Raw genomic sequence first — 18,008 nt, 5'->3', positions numbered from 1 at the left:
ATTGGACGAGCGCAATAGCAAGGGGGCTTTGATGCAGAACGCTGCGCAATTTTATAGCGAGCTTGACGAAATGTTCGCGAATCACGCGGGCGCTGACGCGATTGAATCGTACCTTTTGCGAAAACTTGCCGAAACGCAGGTAAGTTCCGAAATTACGGCAGATGCAAAGTCACAACAAGAAGCCGCAAAAGTTGCAGCAACCGACGAAACCAAACTTGCCGCCGCATCAACTGCAGCAACCAAAACATCCGCAGCAAACGCCGAAACCAATCCCCTGCAGCTTTCCATTCTCAACGAACTCATGGGCTTTTACCGTTCGCGCGGAGAGCACGCAAAAAATCAGCCAATCATAAATCGCGCTCTAAATCTAGCCGATTCCATGCACCTAGCCGGCACCGAAGCCGGCACAACCACGCTAATTAACGCCGCCACAAGCCTTCGTGCGGCAGACGACTACAATCGAGCCGAAAAAATTTACACTCAAGCTCTTAACGAATCAGCCGCAACGCTCGGCGCTAAAAATCGCAAGCTCGCAGCGCTTCACAATAATCTTTCGATGCTTTACAGTGAAACCGGTCGCACGAGTGAAGCAATAGAGGAGCTCAATCAGGCACTTGAGATTTTGCAAAATACGAGCACGGATCCTGATTGCGACATCGACATTGCTGCTACGCACACGAATCTTGCGCTTGCGATGCTGCAGGATTTTTCACAAAACTCAGCCGTGAATACTACTGACGTTCTTGAATCCGCTTTTAATCACGCTTCGACCAGCGTTCGCATGTACGTCGCTGGAAACAATGAGGATCAGCCACACTACGCTTCTGCCTTGGCAGGATTTGCGCAAGTGCAGTGCGCGCGCGGCGAGTACGCTCAGGCGGCGGAAAGTTACAGTAAAGCGCTCGATTTGATTGCTGAGTATTACGGAAAAGATAGCGAATCTTACGCGATTACTGCGGAAAATTTGCGTCAGACACGTAAGTTAGCGGAAAAAGTTACGGAAAAAGTTACGGAAGAATCTATAGAAGTATCTAAAGAACTTCCCGAATCACCAACCCCACAATCGCCAAGCCAACGCATAGCAAACGGCATGCAATTAGCGCAATCGTATTGGCAAACTTACGGAAAACCGTTACTTGATCAGCCAAAATTTGCAGAATACAAAAATCGCATTGCAGCCGGATTAGTTGGTCACGGCTCGGAATGCTACGGTTTTGACGACGAGATTTCGCGCGACCACGATTTTGGACCGGGCTTCTGCTTGTGGCTTACCGACGAAGATTACGCGGAAATTGGCGAGGATTTGCAGTCAGCTTACGACGCACTTCCGAAAGAATACGCCGGTTTTGGCTCTCGCAACGAAACGCCGCGCGCTAAATCTTGCGAAAGTAGCAAGCGAGTCGGAGTGTTCAGCATAAGCGAATTCTTCCAAAATATTACGGGCTTCCCCACTGCCCCAGCCGCAAACGAGCCGCACTTATGGCTCTCACTAAACGAAAGCACGCTGGCCGCAGCGACGAACGGCAAAATTTTCGCGGATCCTCTTGGCGAGTTTTCAAAAGCGCGCCAAAGCTTCAAACTCATGCCGGACGACGTGCGAATCTCACTAATCTCCAGAAGACTTGGCATGATTTCGCAAGCCGGCCAATACAATTTACCACGCATGCTTGCACGCAAAGACTCTGCGGCGGCGTGGCTTTCTATTAACGAATTCGTGCACGCAACCGCTTCCCTCGTTTTTCTGCTAAACAATCCCGTAACTGCAGGCTACTTGCCGTACTACAAGTGGCAGTTTGCAGCGTTACGAAAGCTCAGCAATCGCATGGCTTCCAGACTTCCAGAAGTGTGTGGAAAACTCGAGTCGTTAATGCGACTTTCTTCCGCTGCGTGCTTTGGTGGCGATGGTTCCGGCGGCGACAGTTTTGGAGAAGGCGGCAAGGGCGCGGGAATTGCGCAAAAGCAAGTTACGCAAATAATTGACAGCATTTGCGAGGATATTGTGCGCGAGTTGCAATACGAGGGCTTAAGCGATTGCAGCGAAACTTTTTTGGAATGGCAGCGGCCGTACGTTGAAGCGCATATTAATTCGCGCGCTGCGTGCTTAAGGAGCTTATGATGTGCGATTTATCAGCAACGGAAGCGCAAAATCCGGAAGCGCAAAATCAAAAATCAGAAAATCTTTCGGAAGAAATGGGCACAGAAATTACCAAACTCGAGTGGGACCAGTTCCAGCAAACGCACAACGAAGGCGGACGCGCGAATTGTCAAGGAAATTGGCCGACTTTTCGCATTATGCGCATGAGCCAGTTTTTGACGTGGCCGCTTGATTTGCAGGAGTCTTATAAGCAGGATCTTGAGTGCGCGAATAGCGATGGACGCAATTTGATTACGGAAAAATATGCGCGAATGATGGAGTCGACTGCGCCGGAAATTTTTGAGCGCACGATTAAGCCTTATATTAAGCCGATTTTGGAGCCTAGAAAAAGTGCGCAGGAGCAGATTATTTCAACGCAAGTTGAGTGGGCTGCGGATTTTCGCGAGCACTACCCGCATTTGGGACTTGCTATGCGCGTGCTTAAAACTAGCAAGGATACGGCAGAAAATACGTCTTTTGAAACGTATTTGCGAGGCGAATTAAGCACGTATTCTGACGCAACTTTCGCAAAATACCAGCGTTTTGTAAATAACTTGCGCGCAGAAAACCGCAATCTTACGCAAATGATAATTGTTAATACTGTGCGCATGTACGGCTACGATTCGCTCGAAGCGGCTGAGAGCGCGCGACGACCTGCTTGAGCGCTGCGATTTAGCGCGCGAAGGCAACTCGGAGCGCCGAGCTTGCTCAAGTTGAAAGCACGGGGTGCTTTCAACGCAAGCGAGGTCTGCCTTCGTCTCGATTGACGAAGGCAGGGCAGGTTAGTGTGGTAGCCCATTGGGATTGTGGTTGTGACTGGTGTGCGCTGACGACCTGCCTGAGCGCTGCGATTTAGCGCGCGAAGGCAACTCGGAGCGCCGAGCTTGCTCAAGTTGAAAGCACGGGGTGCTTTCAACGCAAGCGAGGTCTGCCTTCGTCTCGATTGACGAAGGCAGGGCAGGTTAGTGTGGTAGCCCATTGGGATTGTGGTTGTGACTGGTGTGCGCTGACGACCTGCCTGAGCGCTGCACGAGTGTCCCATTTTGCTTTTTTTGAGACACTAACGCAGATTAGTTACTGCGTTAAGGTCTCTTGACTACGTTCTTCAGACACTCGCGCAGTACGATTTCTGCACTAGTGTCTCATTCTGCTTGTTTTGGGACACTAACGCAGATTAATTACTGCACCAGTGTCCGAAAATAGGCAAGCAGAGACACTAGTGCAGATTAAGAATGCCGATTAAGAATAGAGCAGAGACGCTGCAGAAGCGGCGCGAGAGTCGCCTTCGAGGAAAAGCGTAGAAGCACAAGAAAGGGAGTTTTGTTGCAAAAACGCGCGGTAAAGCATTACGTCCGGCTTGCGTAAATGCGTTTCGTAAGATGCGCAAACGCCGTTTAGTTCGCCAAGTATTGGGCAAGTTTTGCGAGCGCAGCGGAGCCAATCACTAGAAGCGTTACCAAGCGCCCACACGCGCACACCGCTAGCAATCAACTCACGCGCCGCGGCCGAAGTATCCGCACACTCACCCGCAAAACCGCGCCCAAAACGTTCAAAATACAAGCGATATAGCCACGTAACTGCCGGCCCGTGATGCTCACTAAACGATTCAAGCGCGCGATCAATACTCCACCCAGCCTCGCGCAGAGCCTCATGAAACTCAAATCCCCATTCCGGCTCGAAACTAAACAGCACTTCCTCAATAAAATCCGGATAATCCTCAGCCAACGTGCGGCGCGCATCCCAATCAACCAGCAAATTCAAGTCGAAAACAACGTCGGAAATTCCGCGCGCAACATACTCGCGGATACTATTTTCGCGCACACTATTTGTATCGCAAATAGCACTAATATCACAAATTCCGCTTGCACTAACTGCTTTTATTTCAGCGCACATACTTCCCACTTGTTTATGCCGATATTAACGATATTAACGATATTAAGGAGAACACTAAAACAAACGTTAAAATAATCCAAGTTACGCGGTCGGAGGAATGCCAGCACTCATCGAATTATCGTATGCGTCGCCATACATTCCATACGCGCCAACTGCACCCATCGCAAAGTTCGTTTGCAAATTATTAAGATTGTAACCGAGCGCCTCAAGCTGCGCGCGTCCATCTTCGCTAATGTTATCAACCGTCCAACGCGGCTTCCACGTCCAATCAATGCGGAACTCATCAACCAGCCCTGCGAGCGCATTCGCACACTCGTCCTCAATCAAATCCGTAAGCGGGCAAGCAGGCGTAGTAAGCGTCATGGTAATAATCGCGCGACCCAGCTCGTCAAGCTCAATGCCATACACCAAGCCCAAATCCACCACGTCAATACCTAATTCCGGATCCACTACGTCGTGAAGCGCTTCCTGAATATCTTCCTCGGTAACTCTGCCAATATCGTTCGCACTTAAAGGCGCCGACTGTGCCAGCTCAACCGCCGATTGATTTTCTGCCATAATATTCCTTGCTTTGCTTGTACCAAAGTTCGATTCTACAAACTACGCAGAATTTATGTTAGAAACTGCTCATTGCTTTGGCAATGCTGTCTTTTAAGCCTTCCCACGCCAAAAGCGCGCACTTAATTCGCATTGGATAGCGCGATACGCCTTGCAGAACCATCGCGTCTTCTAGCGCATCTTCGTCTTCTTCGTTTTGCAAACCTGCGCCGCGAGATTCCATAAGTTTGTGGAATAGTGCGTCTAATCGCAAGGCTTCTTCAACCGACTTTCCTTCGACTAAATCAACCATCATTGAAAGGCTCGCTTGCGAAATTGAGCAGCCGTGACCATCCCACTTAACACTTGCTACAGTTGGTTTTTCGGAATTATTGCTGCGGGAAAGTTCCACGCGCATAGTTACTTCGTCGCCACAAGTTGGATTGAATTGGTGCGATTGGCCAAAAGGATGAGTGTTTGCGTCGGTTGCTACAGCGCAACTTTCGTGAGTATTGTTTAGTGTGATTTCGGTAGATTCTGTATTTTTTGTAGATTCGGCAGATTCTTCCTGCAGTTCGGCTTGTGCGAGCGCGGCCGTGCTTTCGAAATGAGTTTTTCCGTGCGGATTTCGTGCGGCATCCAAAATCACTTCTTGGTACATGCTTTCCAAACCGTCACCAGACGTATCACCAGCGCCGCCAAAACCGGCACCCGCACCAAAACCAGTTCCCGCACCAAAACCCATATCAAACATACGCACTCCTTACCTACCTGCTAACTTGCTCGACTAACTTGCTGACTTGCTAGCAATATTATGCGCCAAAGTAGGCGCGAACGTGAGAAACTGCTTCAACAAGCGCACGAGCCTCGTCAACTGTATTGTAGACGCCGACGGAAGCGCGATTCGACGCATACACGCCAAAATGACGGTGAATCGGCTGAGCGCAATGATGCCCAACGCGAATCGCAATGCCTTGTGCGTCTAAAAATTGGCCAACGTCGTGCGGATGCACGCCTTCAACTTCAAAAGCAACCGTGCCAATTCGATTCTCTAAATTAGTCGGTCCCAAAATGCGAACACCCGGAACATCCTGCAATTTTAGCAATTCTGCAGCAATTTCCTGCTCATGTTCTGCAACATGGTTCATTCCCAACGCGCGCAACCAATCCGCTGCCACTCCCGCCGCAACCATTTGTGCAACCGGCTGAGTCCCAGCCTCAAAACGGTAAGGCGCATCCATGTATTGCGCCGGCTTGTTAAGCCAGGCAAGCTCCACCATTGAACCTCCGAAACTTGCTGGCGGAAGCGCGTTCAAAAGCTCGCGGCGACCGTACAAGAATCCAACTCCCGTTGGCCCGTACATTTTATGCGCACTAAAAGCTGCAAAATCAACGTTTAAAGCGTGAAAATCAACCGGAATATGCGGCACGGACTGGCATGCGTCGAGCACAAAAATCGCCCCAACTTCGTGAGCGCGCTCGCAAATCGGCGAAACGTCCGTAATAGCGCCAGTAACGTTGCTAATATGCGTAACAGCAACGATTTTCGTGTGCTCGTCAATAATCGTTCGTAAATAATCCGCATCCGTGCGCACGCGACCGTCTTCTGATACATCAATCCAACGAAGTTCCGCTCTCGTGCGAAAGGCCAGCTCTTGGAATGGCAGCAAAACAGAGTGATGATCTGCCCGCGACACGACTATTACGTCACCTTCGTGAAGCGCGAAATTTTGGCGGAAATTATCAGCACCAACTAAATCAACAGAAGCGCTACCACTTATTTTGCAAATTTTTGTTTTCGCACTAGCGTTACCAATAGCAGTTGCGAGAAGATTAAGAGCGCCCGTCGCTCCTGGCGTGACAACAATTTCCTCGCCGCCAGCTTTCGCACACGCTCCAACAAGACGCGCAACTTTCGCACGCGCTTCTTCAAACGCAACCGTCGAAAGTGCCGCCAACTCGTGCGCTCCCCTGTGCACGCCGGCGTTAATCGTTTCGTAAAACTCTTTTTCGGTGTCGATTACCACCTGCGGTTTTTGCGAAGTTGCTGCAGAATCCAAGTAAATCAAGGACTTTCCGTGCACAGTATCGTAAAGCGAAGTGCCGTGAACCGTACGACGCAAAATCGGAAATTCTGCGCGCAAATCGCTAAATTCTCGCATAATATTTTCTGTAGTCATATTCAACCGCTATTTTTTACGCTATTTACGCTATTTTTACGAATATATAAACCGATTAAAACGTCACCTAAGCTGCACTTAAGCCAACGCCGACTCAGTTGCGCCTTCCGGCAAATACTTGTCGTAACCTTCTTCTTCCAGCTCGTCCGCAAGCTCCGGGCCAGCCGTCTTTACAAAGTGACCTTGCGCAAAAACGTGCACAATATCTGGCTTAATATACTTAAGAATTCGCGTGTAATGCGTAACCATCATAATTCCTAAACCAGTGTTCTCTTTGGCACGATTCACGCCTTCCGACACAATTCGAAGCGCGTCTACGTCGAGGCCGGAATCAGTTTCGTCCAAAATTGCGAACTTTGGTTTCAAAAGCTCTAATTGCAACACTTCCGCACGCTTCTTTTCGCCGCCGGAGAAGCCTTCGTTTACCGAACGCGACGCGAATTTTGGATCCATTCGCAGCTTTTTCATAGCTTCGCTAAGTTCTTTAACCCAGCTTCTTAAAGATGGAGCTTTGCCGTCAACTTCGGTTTTTGCGGTGCGAAGGAAGTTCGTCATAGATACACCCGGTACTTCCACCGGGTACTGCATTGCAAGGAATAATCCCGCTTTTGCACGCTCGTCAGGAGTCATTTTCAAAATATCTTCGCCGTCGAGAAGCACCTGACCGGAATCGACTTCATACTTTGGGTGACCTGCCAAAGTGTAGGCAAGAGTAGACTTTCCAGATCCGTTAGGACCCATAATTGCGTGAGTTTCTCCAGAATTAACCGTAAGATTTACGCCTTTTAAGATTTGCTTACGTCCTTCTTTTGTTTCTACAGAAGCGTACAAATCCTTAATTTCCAAAGTTGACATGTTTTTCTCCTATTCTTCCGTTCTTGCAAGTCAGTTTTGTGCAGGCTCTTCTACTTTCGCAGGCTCTTCCGTTCTTGCAAGACGCCGCTCAATCGCCTTCATTAAGTGATCAACAATTTCCGGCACGCCAATTTCTTCAATAAGCTCGTTAAAGAATCCGCGCACAACAAGCTTTCTTGCCTCAATCTCACTAATTCCGCGCGATTGCAAGTAGAAAAGCTCCTCGTCATCAAATCGACCAACCGAACTTGCGTGGCCGGCACCAATAATATTGCCGTTTTCAATTTCCAAATTCGGCTCCGAATCGGCAATTGCTCCAGGAGTGAGCACCAAATTACGGTTCAACTCGTACGAATCAGTGCCAGGCGCTTCCGGCTTAATAAGCGCGTTTCCAACCCAAGTCGAATGCGCACCCTTCCCTTCCAAAGCACCCTTGTACACAACTCTGGACTTGCATTCTGGATAATTATGCACAACCATCGTGCGATGCTCCACGTGCTCGCCTGGATCCACAAAATACATGCCGAGCATGTTCAAATCGCCCTGTTCGCCGCCAAAATCTTGATCCATGCGAATGCGCACAACATCTCCACCAAGAGTGACCATTGTGTGACGAAGCGAAGCACCTTCGCCCACGTGAATACGCTGATTTCCAACGTGTTTGCTGCCCGAATCCCACTCTTGAATAAATGTAGTAGAAACGTGCGCGTGCTTTCCGAGGATGATTTCCACACCTTCAGCAAGTTTTGCAATTCCGGTATGTTCGATAATAATGTCAGCGTTCGAGCGCGAATCTGCTTCGATTACTAAGTGCAATGCGTCAAGCGATTGTACAGCGTTTTCATTCGCGCTATTCGCGAGATTACCCTGAATTTTCAGTACGATTGGCTTTTTGATTTCGCCAGATACGTGCAGTACGTATGCAGATTTCGCAACATTCCAAGCAACAGCAGCTACGCGATCAGACGGCTTCATATCGGTGTGAGGCGCCTCGTTTTGCGGCTTTATTTGCAAACTTACGGAACCTTCGTTACCAACGTAAGAATCATCCAAAGCGGCTCCACCAACGCCTTCAAGCGTTACTTTAATACTATTAGCCGGCTCAAAGCACTCAAAAAACTCGGAAATTCGCTCAACTGGAGTGTATCGCCAATCTTCCTGCTTGCGCGTTGGAATCGCAAAATCTTCCACGTTAAACGAGCGCACGGATTTGTCGGCGCTAGAAGGCATTGCTGCAGGAACAGCGTAAGGATCATCAGGGTCTGCTACGGGAATACTAATTTCTTTTTCCGTCATATTATTGCCTACATTCTTTTCAAAATCTTCGCTCATCAGCCCACGGATCCTTCCATTTGCAACTCAACCAAGCGATTAAGCTCAAGCGCGTACTCCATCGGCAACTCACGGCTAATCGGCTCCACAAAGCCGCGCACAATCATGCCCATAGCCTCTTTTTCTTCAAGCCCGCGACTCATCAAATAGAAAAGCTGATCTTCGGAGACCTTGGAAACAGTGGCTTCGTGAGCCATAGAAACGTCGTCTTCGCGCACGTCAACATGCGGATAAGTGTCAGACCTCGAAAAATCGTCAACAAGCAAAGCATCGCACACAACTGACGAACTTGAGCCCTTCGCACCCTTGATAATCTTCACAAGACCGCGGTAAGCAGAACGACCACCGCCGCGAGAAATCGACTTCGCAACAATCGTGGAACTCGTGTGTGGAGCCAAATGAATCATCTTCGCACCCGTATCCTGGTACTGGCCGCGACCAGCAAAGCTCAAAGACATGGTTTCTGCTTTTGCGTAAGGCTCGGCAAGAATACAAGCAGGATACTTCATAGTAGCTTTGGAACCGATATTGCCGTCAACCCACTCCATTGTGCCGCCTTCGCGCACGTAAGCTCGCTGAGTTACCAAGTTGTACACGTTATTCGACCAGTTTTGCACTGTTGTGTAACGCACGCGAGCATGCTTTTCCACCACAATTTCAACATTTGCAGCGTGAAGCGAATCCGTGGAATAAATTGGAGCCGTGCAACCCTCAACGTAATGCACGTACGAGCCTTCGTCTGCAATAATCAGCGTGCGCTCAAACTGACCCATATTCGGCGTGTTAATGCGGAAGTAAGCCTGAAGCGGAATATCAACATGCACGCCTTTTGGAACGTACACGAACGAGCCGCCACTCCAAGCCGCCGTATTCAAAGCCGCAAACTTATTGTCGTCAACCGGAATCACGGTTGCAAAATACTTTTTTACAAGCTCCGGATACTTCTGCACTGCCGTATCCGTATCAACGAAAATCACGCCCTGAGCTGCTAAATCCTCACGAATCGAATTGTAAATAACTTCCGACTCATACTGCGCTGCAACGCCTGAAACTAAGCGCTTTTTCTCCGCTTCCGGAATACCAAGCCTATCGTAAGTGTTGCGAATATCTTCCGGCAAATCGTCCCAAGTTTTCGCTTGATCGTGAACTGGACGAACGTAATACTTAAAATCATCCGCATCAAAACCGCTTAAATCTACACCCCAATCCGGCATAGGCTTTTGCAAAAACGCGCGGTAGCCTTGCAAACGGAGGTTTAGCATCCATTCCGGCTCGTGCTTATCTGCGGAAATTGCGCGCACAACCGACTCGTCAATACCCTTTTTCGCAGCCTCGCCTGCAGCATCCGAATCGTGCCAGCCGTAATTGTACTCACCAAATTCGGCAACAATCTGCTCGTCTTGGCGAATTTTCTCTTCATTTACTCGCGCGCGATCTGCCACATACTGGCTCATTTCAACGTCTGCAGCCTTATTTTTTGCTGGAATACTACCATCACTTGCTGTAACGCTTGTATGACTAATATTGCTAGTATCGTTCATACGCCTATAGCACCTCCATGCATAACGCTGCCACGCTCCTACTTGCGCGCGTAATCGCAAAAGCATTCCCCAACGTTACTTTTGCGTTCTAGCCACTCAAATTATTTACCTATTTAAGAGTACCGCGTAATGCGATTTCCTGGTATAGCCATGTTACGTACAAAACGTAATGTTCCTCACAATCAACTAAGCCGAAAAGCGACAATTCTTTTACAAGCACGTATAAAAAATGTCGGAATCAAGCCAAAAACCGACAAAAACTTTACAAGCACGTATAAAAAATGTCAAAATCAAGCCAAAAACCGACAATTCTTTTACAGCGGTGTAAAGGAAATAACGCGCACGAGGCGACAAATACATTTGTAAAATAAATAAGCGGCAAAACTTAGGAAAACCCAGCTTTACCGCTTGACTTTACTTACTTAAGTTTTATTTAACTTACTTAAGATTGACCTATGTAAATCTTACTTAAGCTTACTTATCTGCTTTGCTATTTTGAGCAGCCGCCTGATGCTCAAGAGCCGCTGCAACCAAGCCAGCAAACAGTGGATGAGGCTTAGTTGGGCGAGACTTAAACTCTGGATGAGCCTGAGTTGCCACATAGAATGGGTGAATATCCTTTGGAAGCTCCACAAACTCAGTCAAATTACCATCCGGGCTTTGGCCGCTAATACGCAAGCCGGCTTCACGCAAACGATCCTTATAAGCCACGTTCACCTCGTAACGGTGACGGTGACGCTCAGTAACATGCGTAGAGCCATAAAGCTCAGCAACAATAGAGCCTTCCTCGAGCGTTGCAGGGTAAGAGCCAAGTCGCATTGTGTGACCCATATCTCCCTTACCGGCCACAATATCCTTCTGCTCCTCCATAGTTGCGATTACTGGATCGCCACAATCCTTCTCGAACTCTGTGGAATTAGCATCCTCAAGCCCAAGCACGTGACGAGCGTACTCAATAACCATAGACTGCAAGCCAAGGCAAAGACCAAGCGTTGGCAAACCGTGCTCGCGAGCATAACGCAAAGCGCCAATCTTACCTTCAATACCGCGAATACCAAAGCCGCCTGGAATAACCATGCCGTCCATTTGGTCGAGAGCCGCGGCCGCACCTTCTTGCGTTTCGCACCTGTCGGCAGCAACCCAGCGCACGTTCACCTTAGCCCAGTTAGCAAAACCGCCAGCCTTAATAGCCTCGGTAACGGAAAGGTACGCATCTGGCAAATCAATATACTTACCAACAATCGCAATATTCAGCTCATGCTTTGGATGATGCACGCGCTCAAGCAAATCTTCCCACTCGTCCCAATCAACATCGTGGAACGGAAGCTCAAGCTCGCGCACAACGTAAGCGTCCAAACCTTCATTGAACAAAATCTTCGGCACATCGTAAATGCTTGGGGCGTCAACGCAGTTCACCACACCTTCAGCATCAACATCGCACATAAGCGAAATCTTGTCTTTAATGCTCTGGTTAAGCGGACGATCCGAACGCAAAACGAGCGCGTCTGGAGAAATACCAAGCTGACGAAGCATCATTACGGAATGCTGAGTTGGCTTAGTTTTCAATTCGTGAGCTGCTGCGATATAAGGCACCAAAGAAACGTGCACAAACATGCAGTTTTCAGGACCCAAATCGCGACGAACTTCGCGAGCCGCCTCAAGGAACGGCTGGGATTCAATATCGCCAACAGTGCCGCCAATTTCCGTAATAATAACGTCAACATCGTCGGAAGCCTGCGCGCGCATACGCGACTTAATTTCGCCGGTAATATGCGGAATAACCTGCACACACTGACCCAAATACTCGCCAGCGCGCTCCTTACGAAGCACCGACTGATAAATCTGACCAGTTGTAACATTTGCTTTCTGACTTAAGAAAACATCGAGGAATCGCTCGTAATGACCAATGTCGAGATCTGTTTCTGCACCATCTTCTGTAACGTAGACTTCACCGTGCTGGAACGGATTCATAGTTCCCGGATCTACGTTGATATAAGGATCGAGTTTTTGCTGCAATACGTGCAGTCCGCGACTGCGTAAAAGTCGGCCTAACGAAGATGCTGTAAGGCCTTTTCCTAGGGACGAAACTACGCCACCAGTGACAAAAATATGCTTTGTAATATGCTCCTGAGAGTTACCATGTTTGCTTCTAACCATGGAACTCCATAGTATCTTCGAGCCTCGACGCTGGGTGTTGATTTTGTGAGATTTCGCGATTTTTAAGATTTCGCAATTTTAATACTTTACGTATTTCGTAACCTTACGTATTTCGTAACCTTACGAATTGCGTAACCTTACGAATTGCGTAACTTCTAATCTACACGCGCAAGCCCTACTCTACTGCACAATATGCGCAACAGCCTCTAAAGCAAGCTTGTAACCATACAATCCCATGCCGGTAATAGTGCCAGTTGCAACAGGACTAATTACGCTTATTTTACGAAAAGCGTCGCGCGCAGCAGGATTAGAAATATGCACTTCCATTAGCGGCACACCAGCGTCCAAAACCATGTGAGCTGCATCCGCGAGCGCATAACTGTAGTGCGTAAAAGCGGCAGGGTTCATAACAACCGGCGTATGTGTATCGGCAGCTTCGTGCATCCAGTGAACCATTTGCGCTTCGTCGTCACTTTGGCGAACTTCTACTTTGAAGCCAAGCTCCGCCCCCCACTTTTGGCAATATTCGCACAAAGTTTCAAAATTTTCGCTACCGTACACATCTGGCTGACGCACGCCAAGTCGACCTAAATTCGGTCCGTTAACTACAAGCACTTTTTTCGGTTGTTGATTTTCCATAATTTCCTCACAAGATTAATTATTTTTTATAAACTCGCTCAAACGCTTCTTTAACTGCTTCAATAGGCGGATTATCAAGATGAATAGGATTTGAAATACCATCCAAAATTACGAAACGTAGCATGTTGCCGCGCGCTTTTTTATCGCGATGCATAAGATCGAGCACGCGCTGCCAAGCGTTTTCTACGTTTCCGCAAGTAGCACTTGCGTTCCAAGACGTTGGCAACCCAAGCGAATCCAAAAGTGAACGATGGTAGGCAACATCTTCAGCATCCAAATATCCCAAAATTTGCGCAAGTTCCGCCGCAAAAACCATGCCAACTGCCACAGCGTTCCCGTGACGCCAGCGGAAGTGTTCAATCTGTTCAATCGCATGCCCAAGCGTATGCCCGTAGTTCAAAAATTCGCGCAAACCCTGTTCTTTCAAATCTTTCGACACGTGATACGCTTTCACACGAACCGTACGCTCAATCAGCTCTACCAATAGTTCGTAAAGCGTCTCATTGCACTCTAATTGTGTCTCGTTAAATTCGCGCAAAAGCTTAGCGTTATTGGAGTCGCTAAGGATTTTCAAAATTTCGCCGTCGCGAATAAACCCAGATTTTGCAACCTCTCCCAAGCCTTCAATAAGAATGTCATTTGGCAAAGTCGCCAACGTCGAAGTATCCGCTAGCACACCCGCCGGAGTGTAAAAACTGCCAACCAGATTTTTGCCAATCTCAGTATTAATACCAGTTTTCCCGCCTGTAGAAGCGTCCACCATAGCGAGCAGCGAAGTAGGGCAATTCACGTAACGAATTCCGCGCATCCACGTTGCTGCGACGAAACCGGCCACATCCGTTGCAGCGCCGCCACCCAAGCCTACGATTGCGTCAGAGCGCGTAAACCCAGCTTCTCCAAGTCTCGTCCACAATCCGGTAGCAACCTGAATGGTTTTGCCGGCCTCAGCGTCTGGCACTAGCATATCGAAAACTTCGTAACCTGCTTGACGCAAAATTGCGCGCGCTTTGTCGCTGTGACGCTGCACCGGCTGTGTATGGATTAGCGCCACACGAACCGGCTTATTTCCAAGCATTTGCGGCAACAGTTGCATAGCTGCGTCACCAATGCGTACGTCGTACGGTTCAATACTTTCGCCAGTTACATGCACTATGCGTTGCATAATCATGCTCCTTAATTTTTCTGCCGCCATAATTGGCGTAGATCCTCGAGTTGGCATGTGAATATTGGCAATCGCACAAAAAATAGGATTGCGTTGTTCATATAGTGCCATCCACCGTTTTTCCGCGTCATCCCCGATAAGCATTGGTCGATTATTGTTCCAACTTGCGCGCTCAATAGCTTCTTTAGGGCTTGCTTGCAAGTAAATTACACGCCCACCTAAGCATTCGTATGTTTTTAAAACTTCCTGCGTTTCCTTGCGTATGGGAGCGCCGCCACCCAGGGAAACAATACCGCGTACAGCTCGGCTTCCTAAGATTGTTTCGCGCACAATACGCGCTTCTACATCCCGGAATGTTTCTTGCCCATATTGTTCAAAATATTGGGTAATCGGCATATCGATCTCGTCTTCAATTATGGCGTCCGTGTCGAGGAATGGAACGTCCATAAGATGCGCTACTTCGCGGCCGACTCTAGTTTTTCCAGCTGCTGGCATGCCGATAATAACGGCTAAAGGCATGACTTTCCCGCTCACTGCATATACTCCGGCCAGGAAGTTACGTAAGATTCGGCGTTGCGACGCGTTTCTTCTAGCGAATCTCCCCCAAACTTTTCTAAAGCGTACTTTGCCAAAGTAAGTCTCACCATTGCTTCTGCAACTACGGAAGCTGCGGGAACAGCCGTGAAATCAGAACGCTGGTTGATTGCTTGAGCAGCTTCGCCGGTGAGTACGTCAACAGTGCGTAAAGCGCGCGGAATGGAAGGAATTGGTTTCATTGCAGCACGCACGCGTATGATTTCGCCATTTGACATGCCACCTTCAATACCCCCGGCACGGTTAGTAAGACGCGTAATTTTGCCGTTTTCGTCGGTTACGATTTCGTCGTGCGCAGCCGATCCAGGGCGATCTGCCTCTAAAAATCCGTCGCCAATTTCCACGCCTTTAATAGCTTGGATTCCCATAAGCGCACTAGCAAGCGCTGCATCCAGGCGACGGTCTGATTCCACGTATGTTCCAACGCCTGCTGGCATACCATACGCGAGCACTTCCACTACACCACCGAGCGTATCCGCATTCGCCTTTGCTTCGTCAATACGAGCCATCATGCGCGCTTCGGCATCTTTATCGAGAGTGCGCACTGGTGAAGCATCCAAAGCCGAAACATCGTCAGGTGTTGGTAAATCTAAACTTTTGTTAGCGTATACGCCGCCGATTCCAACAACATGCGCAACAGTGCGCACACCCAACGCCTGCTGCAAAAACTTATCTGCAATCGCACCTAAAGCAACTCTCGAAGCCGTTTCCCTGGCACTTGAACGTTCCAAAACCTCGCGCGCATCATCAAAACCATACTTTCGCATGCCAGTTAAATCTGCATGCCCCGGACGCGGCCTAGAAAGCGCAGCATTGCGACCTTCTTCTGGCAGCTCATGATCCAAAGGATCTGCGCTCATAACTTCCGTCCACTTTGGCCACTCAGTATTCGCAATTTCCACAGCAATAGGAGAACCAAGCGTTACGCCGTGACGCACTCCAGTGAGCAAACGCACCTTGTCTTGCTCAAACTTCATGCGAGCGCCGCGACCGTAGCCAAGGCGACGACGCGCAAGAGCCGCAACCACGTCGTCACTCGTAACATGCACACCAGCTGGCAAACCTTCTATCATTGCCACTAACGCTTCACCGTGCGATTCCCCTGCCGTTTGCCACCTAAGCATGCCATTCTCCATTCTTACGTAATTTACGCGCCTAAGTACTCTACTCTACTAACTACTAAGTATTGACTAACTACTAAGTATTGAGCGGGTTGTTATTGACAGCAATGCTGCAAGTATGGCAGATAATGCTTCGATTGGTACGAATGGTATTGATGCGTTGGTTGGTGAGAAGATTTTGCAGTAAATCTTCCATAATAAAAGCCAAACTAAACCAACTATTCCGACTAAAGCAAACCAGTAAATCAGGCAGTCGAAACCGAATAATATTAATGCTTGCGCAATCATTGCCGCACTTGTAACATCACCGAATCCAAGGGAATTTTGCGGTGCGATTTTTCGCATAATCCAATAAATTGCAAAAGCAAATACGCAAGAAATCCAGCCAAAAATAAGCAAACTAATATTTCCAAACAAAATAATGGAACATATTAGATTCGCTAAAGACTGAACAAATATCGCAATAATAATCCAAAGTCTTGGAACTACGCGACTTTTTATGTCTGTTACGCAAACTGAAACTGAGCACGCAAGCGTTGGCAACGCAGATATTATCGTAATAATTAATTGCTTCATTAAAGCAGATTACGAAAACTCATAAAACTTTTGCAACATAAATACATGTATGTGGTTAAAAGTTAGATTTTATTTAACAGCTTAGTTTCCTTCGGGATTGTTGCGCTTGTACTCGTCACGGAACTTCATAAACTCCTGCTCATTGTCCGTAAACTTTGTTTCGCCAGTCTTCAAATTGGTAGTCACAAAGTACAACCATGGGCCATTTTTAGGCTTGTTAGCTGCCAAAAGCGCATTGTCTCCCGCGATGCCAATAGGCGTAGGCGTTAAGCCCTTGTGAATACGAGTGTTGTACGGATTATTCGCATCGTCGAGCATCGCTTGCGTAAGCTTTATAGGCTTAACTCCAGCACCATAGCCCACTGTCGAATCCATTCCCAATGGCATATCTTTTGCAAGACGATTCAGTACTACGCGCACCACTTTGCCGTAATATTCGCGATTATTCACTTCTGCTTCGGCAATAGAAGCGATAATCAGTGCTTTTTCACGATTCTCACCTTGAGGAATACCAAGAGCGTCCAGTTTAGCAATGCGTTTCTTGACCATTGCTGAAAGAATAGCTTCCGCACTTTTCATTGATTTCACATTGTAAACGCCTGGTTCAAACCATCCCTCAATATTGCCATGCGCTTCCGGAGGCAATATTCCCGAGGCGCCTGTGGAAAGAACGGTTTTAAAATTGTCCAAACTTATGCCAGAAAGTTCCGAAGCTTTTTGCAAAACGTCCAAAGCGTGATCTCCCGCACGAACTTCAAGGAAGCCTCCAGCCTTGGTTTGATCCGAAAGAATATCTACGACGTCAATAGCAGCCATGTGTTTTTTAAGCACATACACTCCGGGATACAGGATTTTATTATTTGCGGCAACAGCAGACGTAAAAGCGGCTTGCGATTTTACTATTCCGGCTTTTACAAGTTTCGAGCCGACTGCCATAGCACCTTCACCAGTATCAACCGTAAATTCAACGGAACCAAAACCAGGTCCTGACCAATCAGCCACTGCCGTAGAATCGTTAGACGAACGCAACGATTGCACCATGCTGTTACCGGCGTAACCAATAACGCACACAACAAATACGAGTAGTATCGTCAAAACTATCATTGAACGACGTTTGCGGCGCTTCGCCTTAAGACGAGCCTTAGCTTTACGTCGTGAACTTACGCCATTAGAAGAGTGGTTCGATGAGTCTGCAGAAGATTGCGAAGTAGTGTGGGAAGTGGAACCGTCGTGCTCAGTCCATTGAGCATGATGTTCAAAGAAATCGTCAAAACTTTCAGACACGTA

At 48.2% G+C, this 18,008-nt stretch carries 15 protein-coding genes; 2 read left to right on the top strand and 13 right to left on the bottom strand.

Features of this window, described 5'->3' with window-relative positions:
* Positions 1-31: 31 nt before the first annotated feature.
* Entirely contained in the window at positions 32-2,116 is a 2,085-nt protein-coding gene (locus HXT56_RS00690; RefSeq protein WP_421778174.1) for a DUF4037 domain-containing protein, read from the top strand.
* On the top strand, positions 2,113-2,796 hold the full coding sequence (locus tag HXT56_RS00685) for a DUF4125 family protein (RefSeq protein ID WP_421778173.1): 684 nt from the start codon (positions 2,113-2,115) through the stop codon (positions 2,794-2,796). The genes HXT56_RS00690 and HXT56_RS00685 overlap by 4 nt, the downstream gene beginning before the upstream one ends.
* Positions 2,797-3,373: 577 nt before the next feature.
* Here the strand turns inward: HXT56_RS00685 and HXT56_RS00680 are convergent.
* The 13 genes from HXT56_RS00680 to mltG all read right to left on the bottom strand — a co-directional run bounded on the left by HXT56_RS00680 (position 3,374) and on the right by mltG (position 18,005).
* Positions 3,374-4,027 carry an HAD family hydrolase gene (locus HXT56_RS00680; RefSeq protein ID WP_421778172.1) on the bottom strand — a complete coding sequence of 218 codons (654 nt, stop codon included), beginning with the start codon at positions 4,025-4,027 and terminating at the stop codon, positions 3,374-3,376.
* 81 nt (positions 4,028-4,108) lie between these two features.
* Entirely contained in the window at positions 4,109-4,585 is a 477-nt protein-coding gene (locus HXT56_RS00675; protein ID WP_116712535.1) for a metal-sulfur cluster assembly factor, read from the bottom strand.
* 58 nt (positions 4,586-4,643) lie between these two features.
* Positions 4,644-5,318 (bottom strand): Fe-S cluster assembly sulfur transfer protein SufU, encoded by a 675-nt coding sequence (sufU, locus tag HXT56_RS00670; RefSeq protein ID WP_421778171.1) that lies wholly within the window; start codon positions 5,316-5,318, stop codon positions 4,644-4,646.
* Positions 5,319-5,376: 58 nt separating this feature from the next.
* Complete coding sequence (locus HXT56_RS00665; protein ID WP_421778512.1) at positions 5,377-6,726, bottom strand: SufS family cysteine desulfurase; 1,350 nt, start codon at positions 6,724-6,726, stop codon at positions 5,377-5,379.
* A gap of 96 nt (positions 6,727-6,822) precedes the next feature.
* Positions 6,823-7,599 (bottom strand): Fe-S cluster assembly ATPase SufC, encoded by a 777-nt coding sequence (gene sufC, locus HXT56_RS00660; RefSeq protein WP_116712533.1) that lies wholly within the window; start codon positions 7,597-7,599, stop codon positions 6,823-6,825.
* A 30-nt stretch (positions 7,600-7,629) separates the two neighbouring features.
* Positions 7,630-8,931 carry a Fe-S cluster assembly protein SufD gene (gene sufD / locus HXT56_RS00655; protein WP_421778170.1) on the bottom strand — a complete coding sequence of 434 codons (1,302 nt, stop codon included), beginning with the start codon at positions 8,929-8,931 and terminating at the stop codon, positions 7,630-7,632.
* Positions 8,931-10,472 (bottom strand): Fe-S cluster assembly protein SufB, encoded by a 1,542-nt coding sequence (sufB, locus tag HXT56_RS00650; RefSeq protein WP_284346614.1) that lies wholly within the window; start codon positions 10,470-10,472, stop codon positions 8,931-8,933. Before sufB ends, sufD begins: the two co-directional genes overlap by 1 nt.
* A 474-nt stretch (positions 10,473-10,946) precedes the next feature.
* The gene (locus HXT56_RS00645; RefSeq protein WP_116712530.1) at positions 10,947-12,629 is read right to left on the bottom strand and encodes a CTP synthase; all 1,683 of its coding nucleotides are present in this window, start codon (positions 12,627-12,629) and stop codon (positions 10,947-10,949) included.
* Between the two features lie 180 nt (positions 12,630-12,809).
* Positions 12,810-13,268, bottom strand: a complete 459-nt coding sequence (locus HXT56_RS00640; protein WP_116712529.1) for a type II 3-dehydroquinate dehydratase — start codon at positions 13,266-13,268, stop codon at positions 12,810-12,812.
* Between the two features lie 19 nt (positions 13,269-13,287).
* Positions 13,288-14,949, bottom strand: a complete 1,662-nt coding sequence (locus HXT56_RS00635; protein ID WP_421778169.1) for a bifunctional shikimate kinase/3-dehydroquinate synthase — start codon at positions 14,947-14,949, stop codon at positions 13,288-13,290.
* An 11-nt stretch (positions 14,950-14,960) separates the two neighbouring features.
* Positions 14,961-16,148 carry a chorismate synthase gene (aroC, locus tag HXT56_RS00630; RefSeq protein ID WP_116712527.1) on the bottom strand — a complete coding sequence of 396 codons (1,188 nt, stop codon included), beginning with the start codon at positions 16,146-16,148 and terminating at the stop codon, positions 14,961-14,963.
* 66 nt (positions 16,149-16,214) lie between these two features.
* Positions 16,215-16,721, bottom strand: coding sequence for a peptidase A24 (locus HXT56_RS00625; RefSeq protein WP_421778168.1), 507 nt, complete (start codon positions 16,719-16,721; stop codon positions 16,215-16,217).
* 81 nt (positions 16,722-16,802) lie between these two features.
* Positions 16,803-18,005, bottom strand: a complete 1,203-nt coding sequence (gene mltG, locus HXT56_RS00620) for an endolytic transglycosylase MltG (RefSeq protein ID WP_421778167.1) — start codon at positions 18,003-18,005, stop codon at positions 16,803-16,805.
* Positions 18,006-18,008: the final 3 nt, after the last annotated feature.

The organism is Gardnerella nova (assembly GCF_049244055.1).
In the GTDB taxonomy this organism is placed as follows: Bacteria; Actinomycetota; Actinomycetes; order Actinomycetales; family Bifidobacteriaceae; genus Bifidobacterium; species Bifidobacterium vaginale_H.
This window is presented reverse-complemented; position numbering and strand designations above follow the sequence as displayed.

What these genes read in the sequence shown, in the direction of transcription:
- HXT56_RS00690 (WP_421778174.1), top strand. Translation starts at nt 32, where the DNA reads ATGCAGAACGCTGCGCAATTTTATAGCGAGCTTGACGAAATGTTCGCG.
- HXT56_RS00685 (WP_421778173.1), top strand. Translation starts at nt 2,113, where the DNA reads ATGATGTGCGATTTATCAGCAACGGAAGCGCAAAATCCGGAAGCGCAA.
- HXT56_RS00680 (WP_421778172.1), bottom strand. Translation starts at nt 4,027, where the DNA reads ATGTGCGCTGAAATAAAAGCAGTTAGTGCAAGCGGAATTTGTGATATT.
- HXT56_RS00675 (WP_116712535.1), bottom strand. Translation starts at nt 4,585, where the DNA reads ATGGCAGAAAATCAATCGGCGGTTGAGCTGGCACAGTCGGCGCCTTTA.
- sufU (WP_421778171.1), bottom strand. Translation starts at nt 5,318, where the DNA reads ATGTTTGATATGGGTTTTGGTGCGGGAACTGGTTTTGGTGCGGGTGCC.
- HXT56_RS00665 (WP_421778512.1), bottom strand. Translation starts at nt 6,726, where the DNA reads ATGCGAGAATTTAGCGATTTGCGCGCAGAATTTCCGATTTTGCGTCGT.
- sufC (WP_116712533.1), bottom strand. Translation starts at nt 7,599, where the DNA reads ATGTCAACTTTGGAAATTAAGGATTTGTACGCTTCTGTAGAAACAAAA.
- sufD (WP_421778170.1), bottom strand. Translation starts at nt 8,931, where the DNA reads ATGAGCGAAGATTTTGAAAAGAATGTAGGCAATAATATGACGGAAAAA.
- sufB (WP_284346614.1), bottom strand. Translation starts at nt 10,472, where the DNA reads ATGAACGATACTAGCAATATTAGTCATACAAGCGTTACAGCAAGTGAT.
- HXT56_RS00645 (WP_116712530.1), bottom strand. Translation starts at nt 12,629, where the DNA reads ATGGTTAGAAGCAAACATGGTAACTCTCAGGAGCATATTACAAAGCAT.
- HXT56_RS00640 (WP_116712529.1), bottom strand. Translation starts at nt 13,268, where the DNA reads ATGGAAAATCAACAACCGAAAAAAGTGCTTGTAGTTAACGGACCGAAT.
- HXT56_RS00635 (WP_421778169.1), bottom strand. Translation starts at nt 14,949, where the DNA reads ATGCCTTTAGCCGTTATTATCGGCATGCCAGCAGCTGGAAAAACTAGA.
- aroC (WP_116712527.1), bottom strand. Translation starts at nt 16,148, where the DNA reads ATGCTTAGGTGGCAAACGGCAGGGGAATCGCACGGTGAAGCGTTAGTG.
- HXT56_RS00625 (WP_421778168.1), bottom strand. Translation starts at nt 16,721, where the DNA reads ATGAAGCAATTAATTATTACGATAATATCTGCGTTGCCAACGCTTGCG.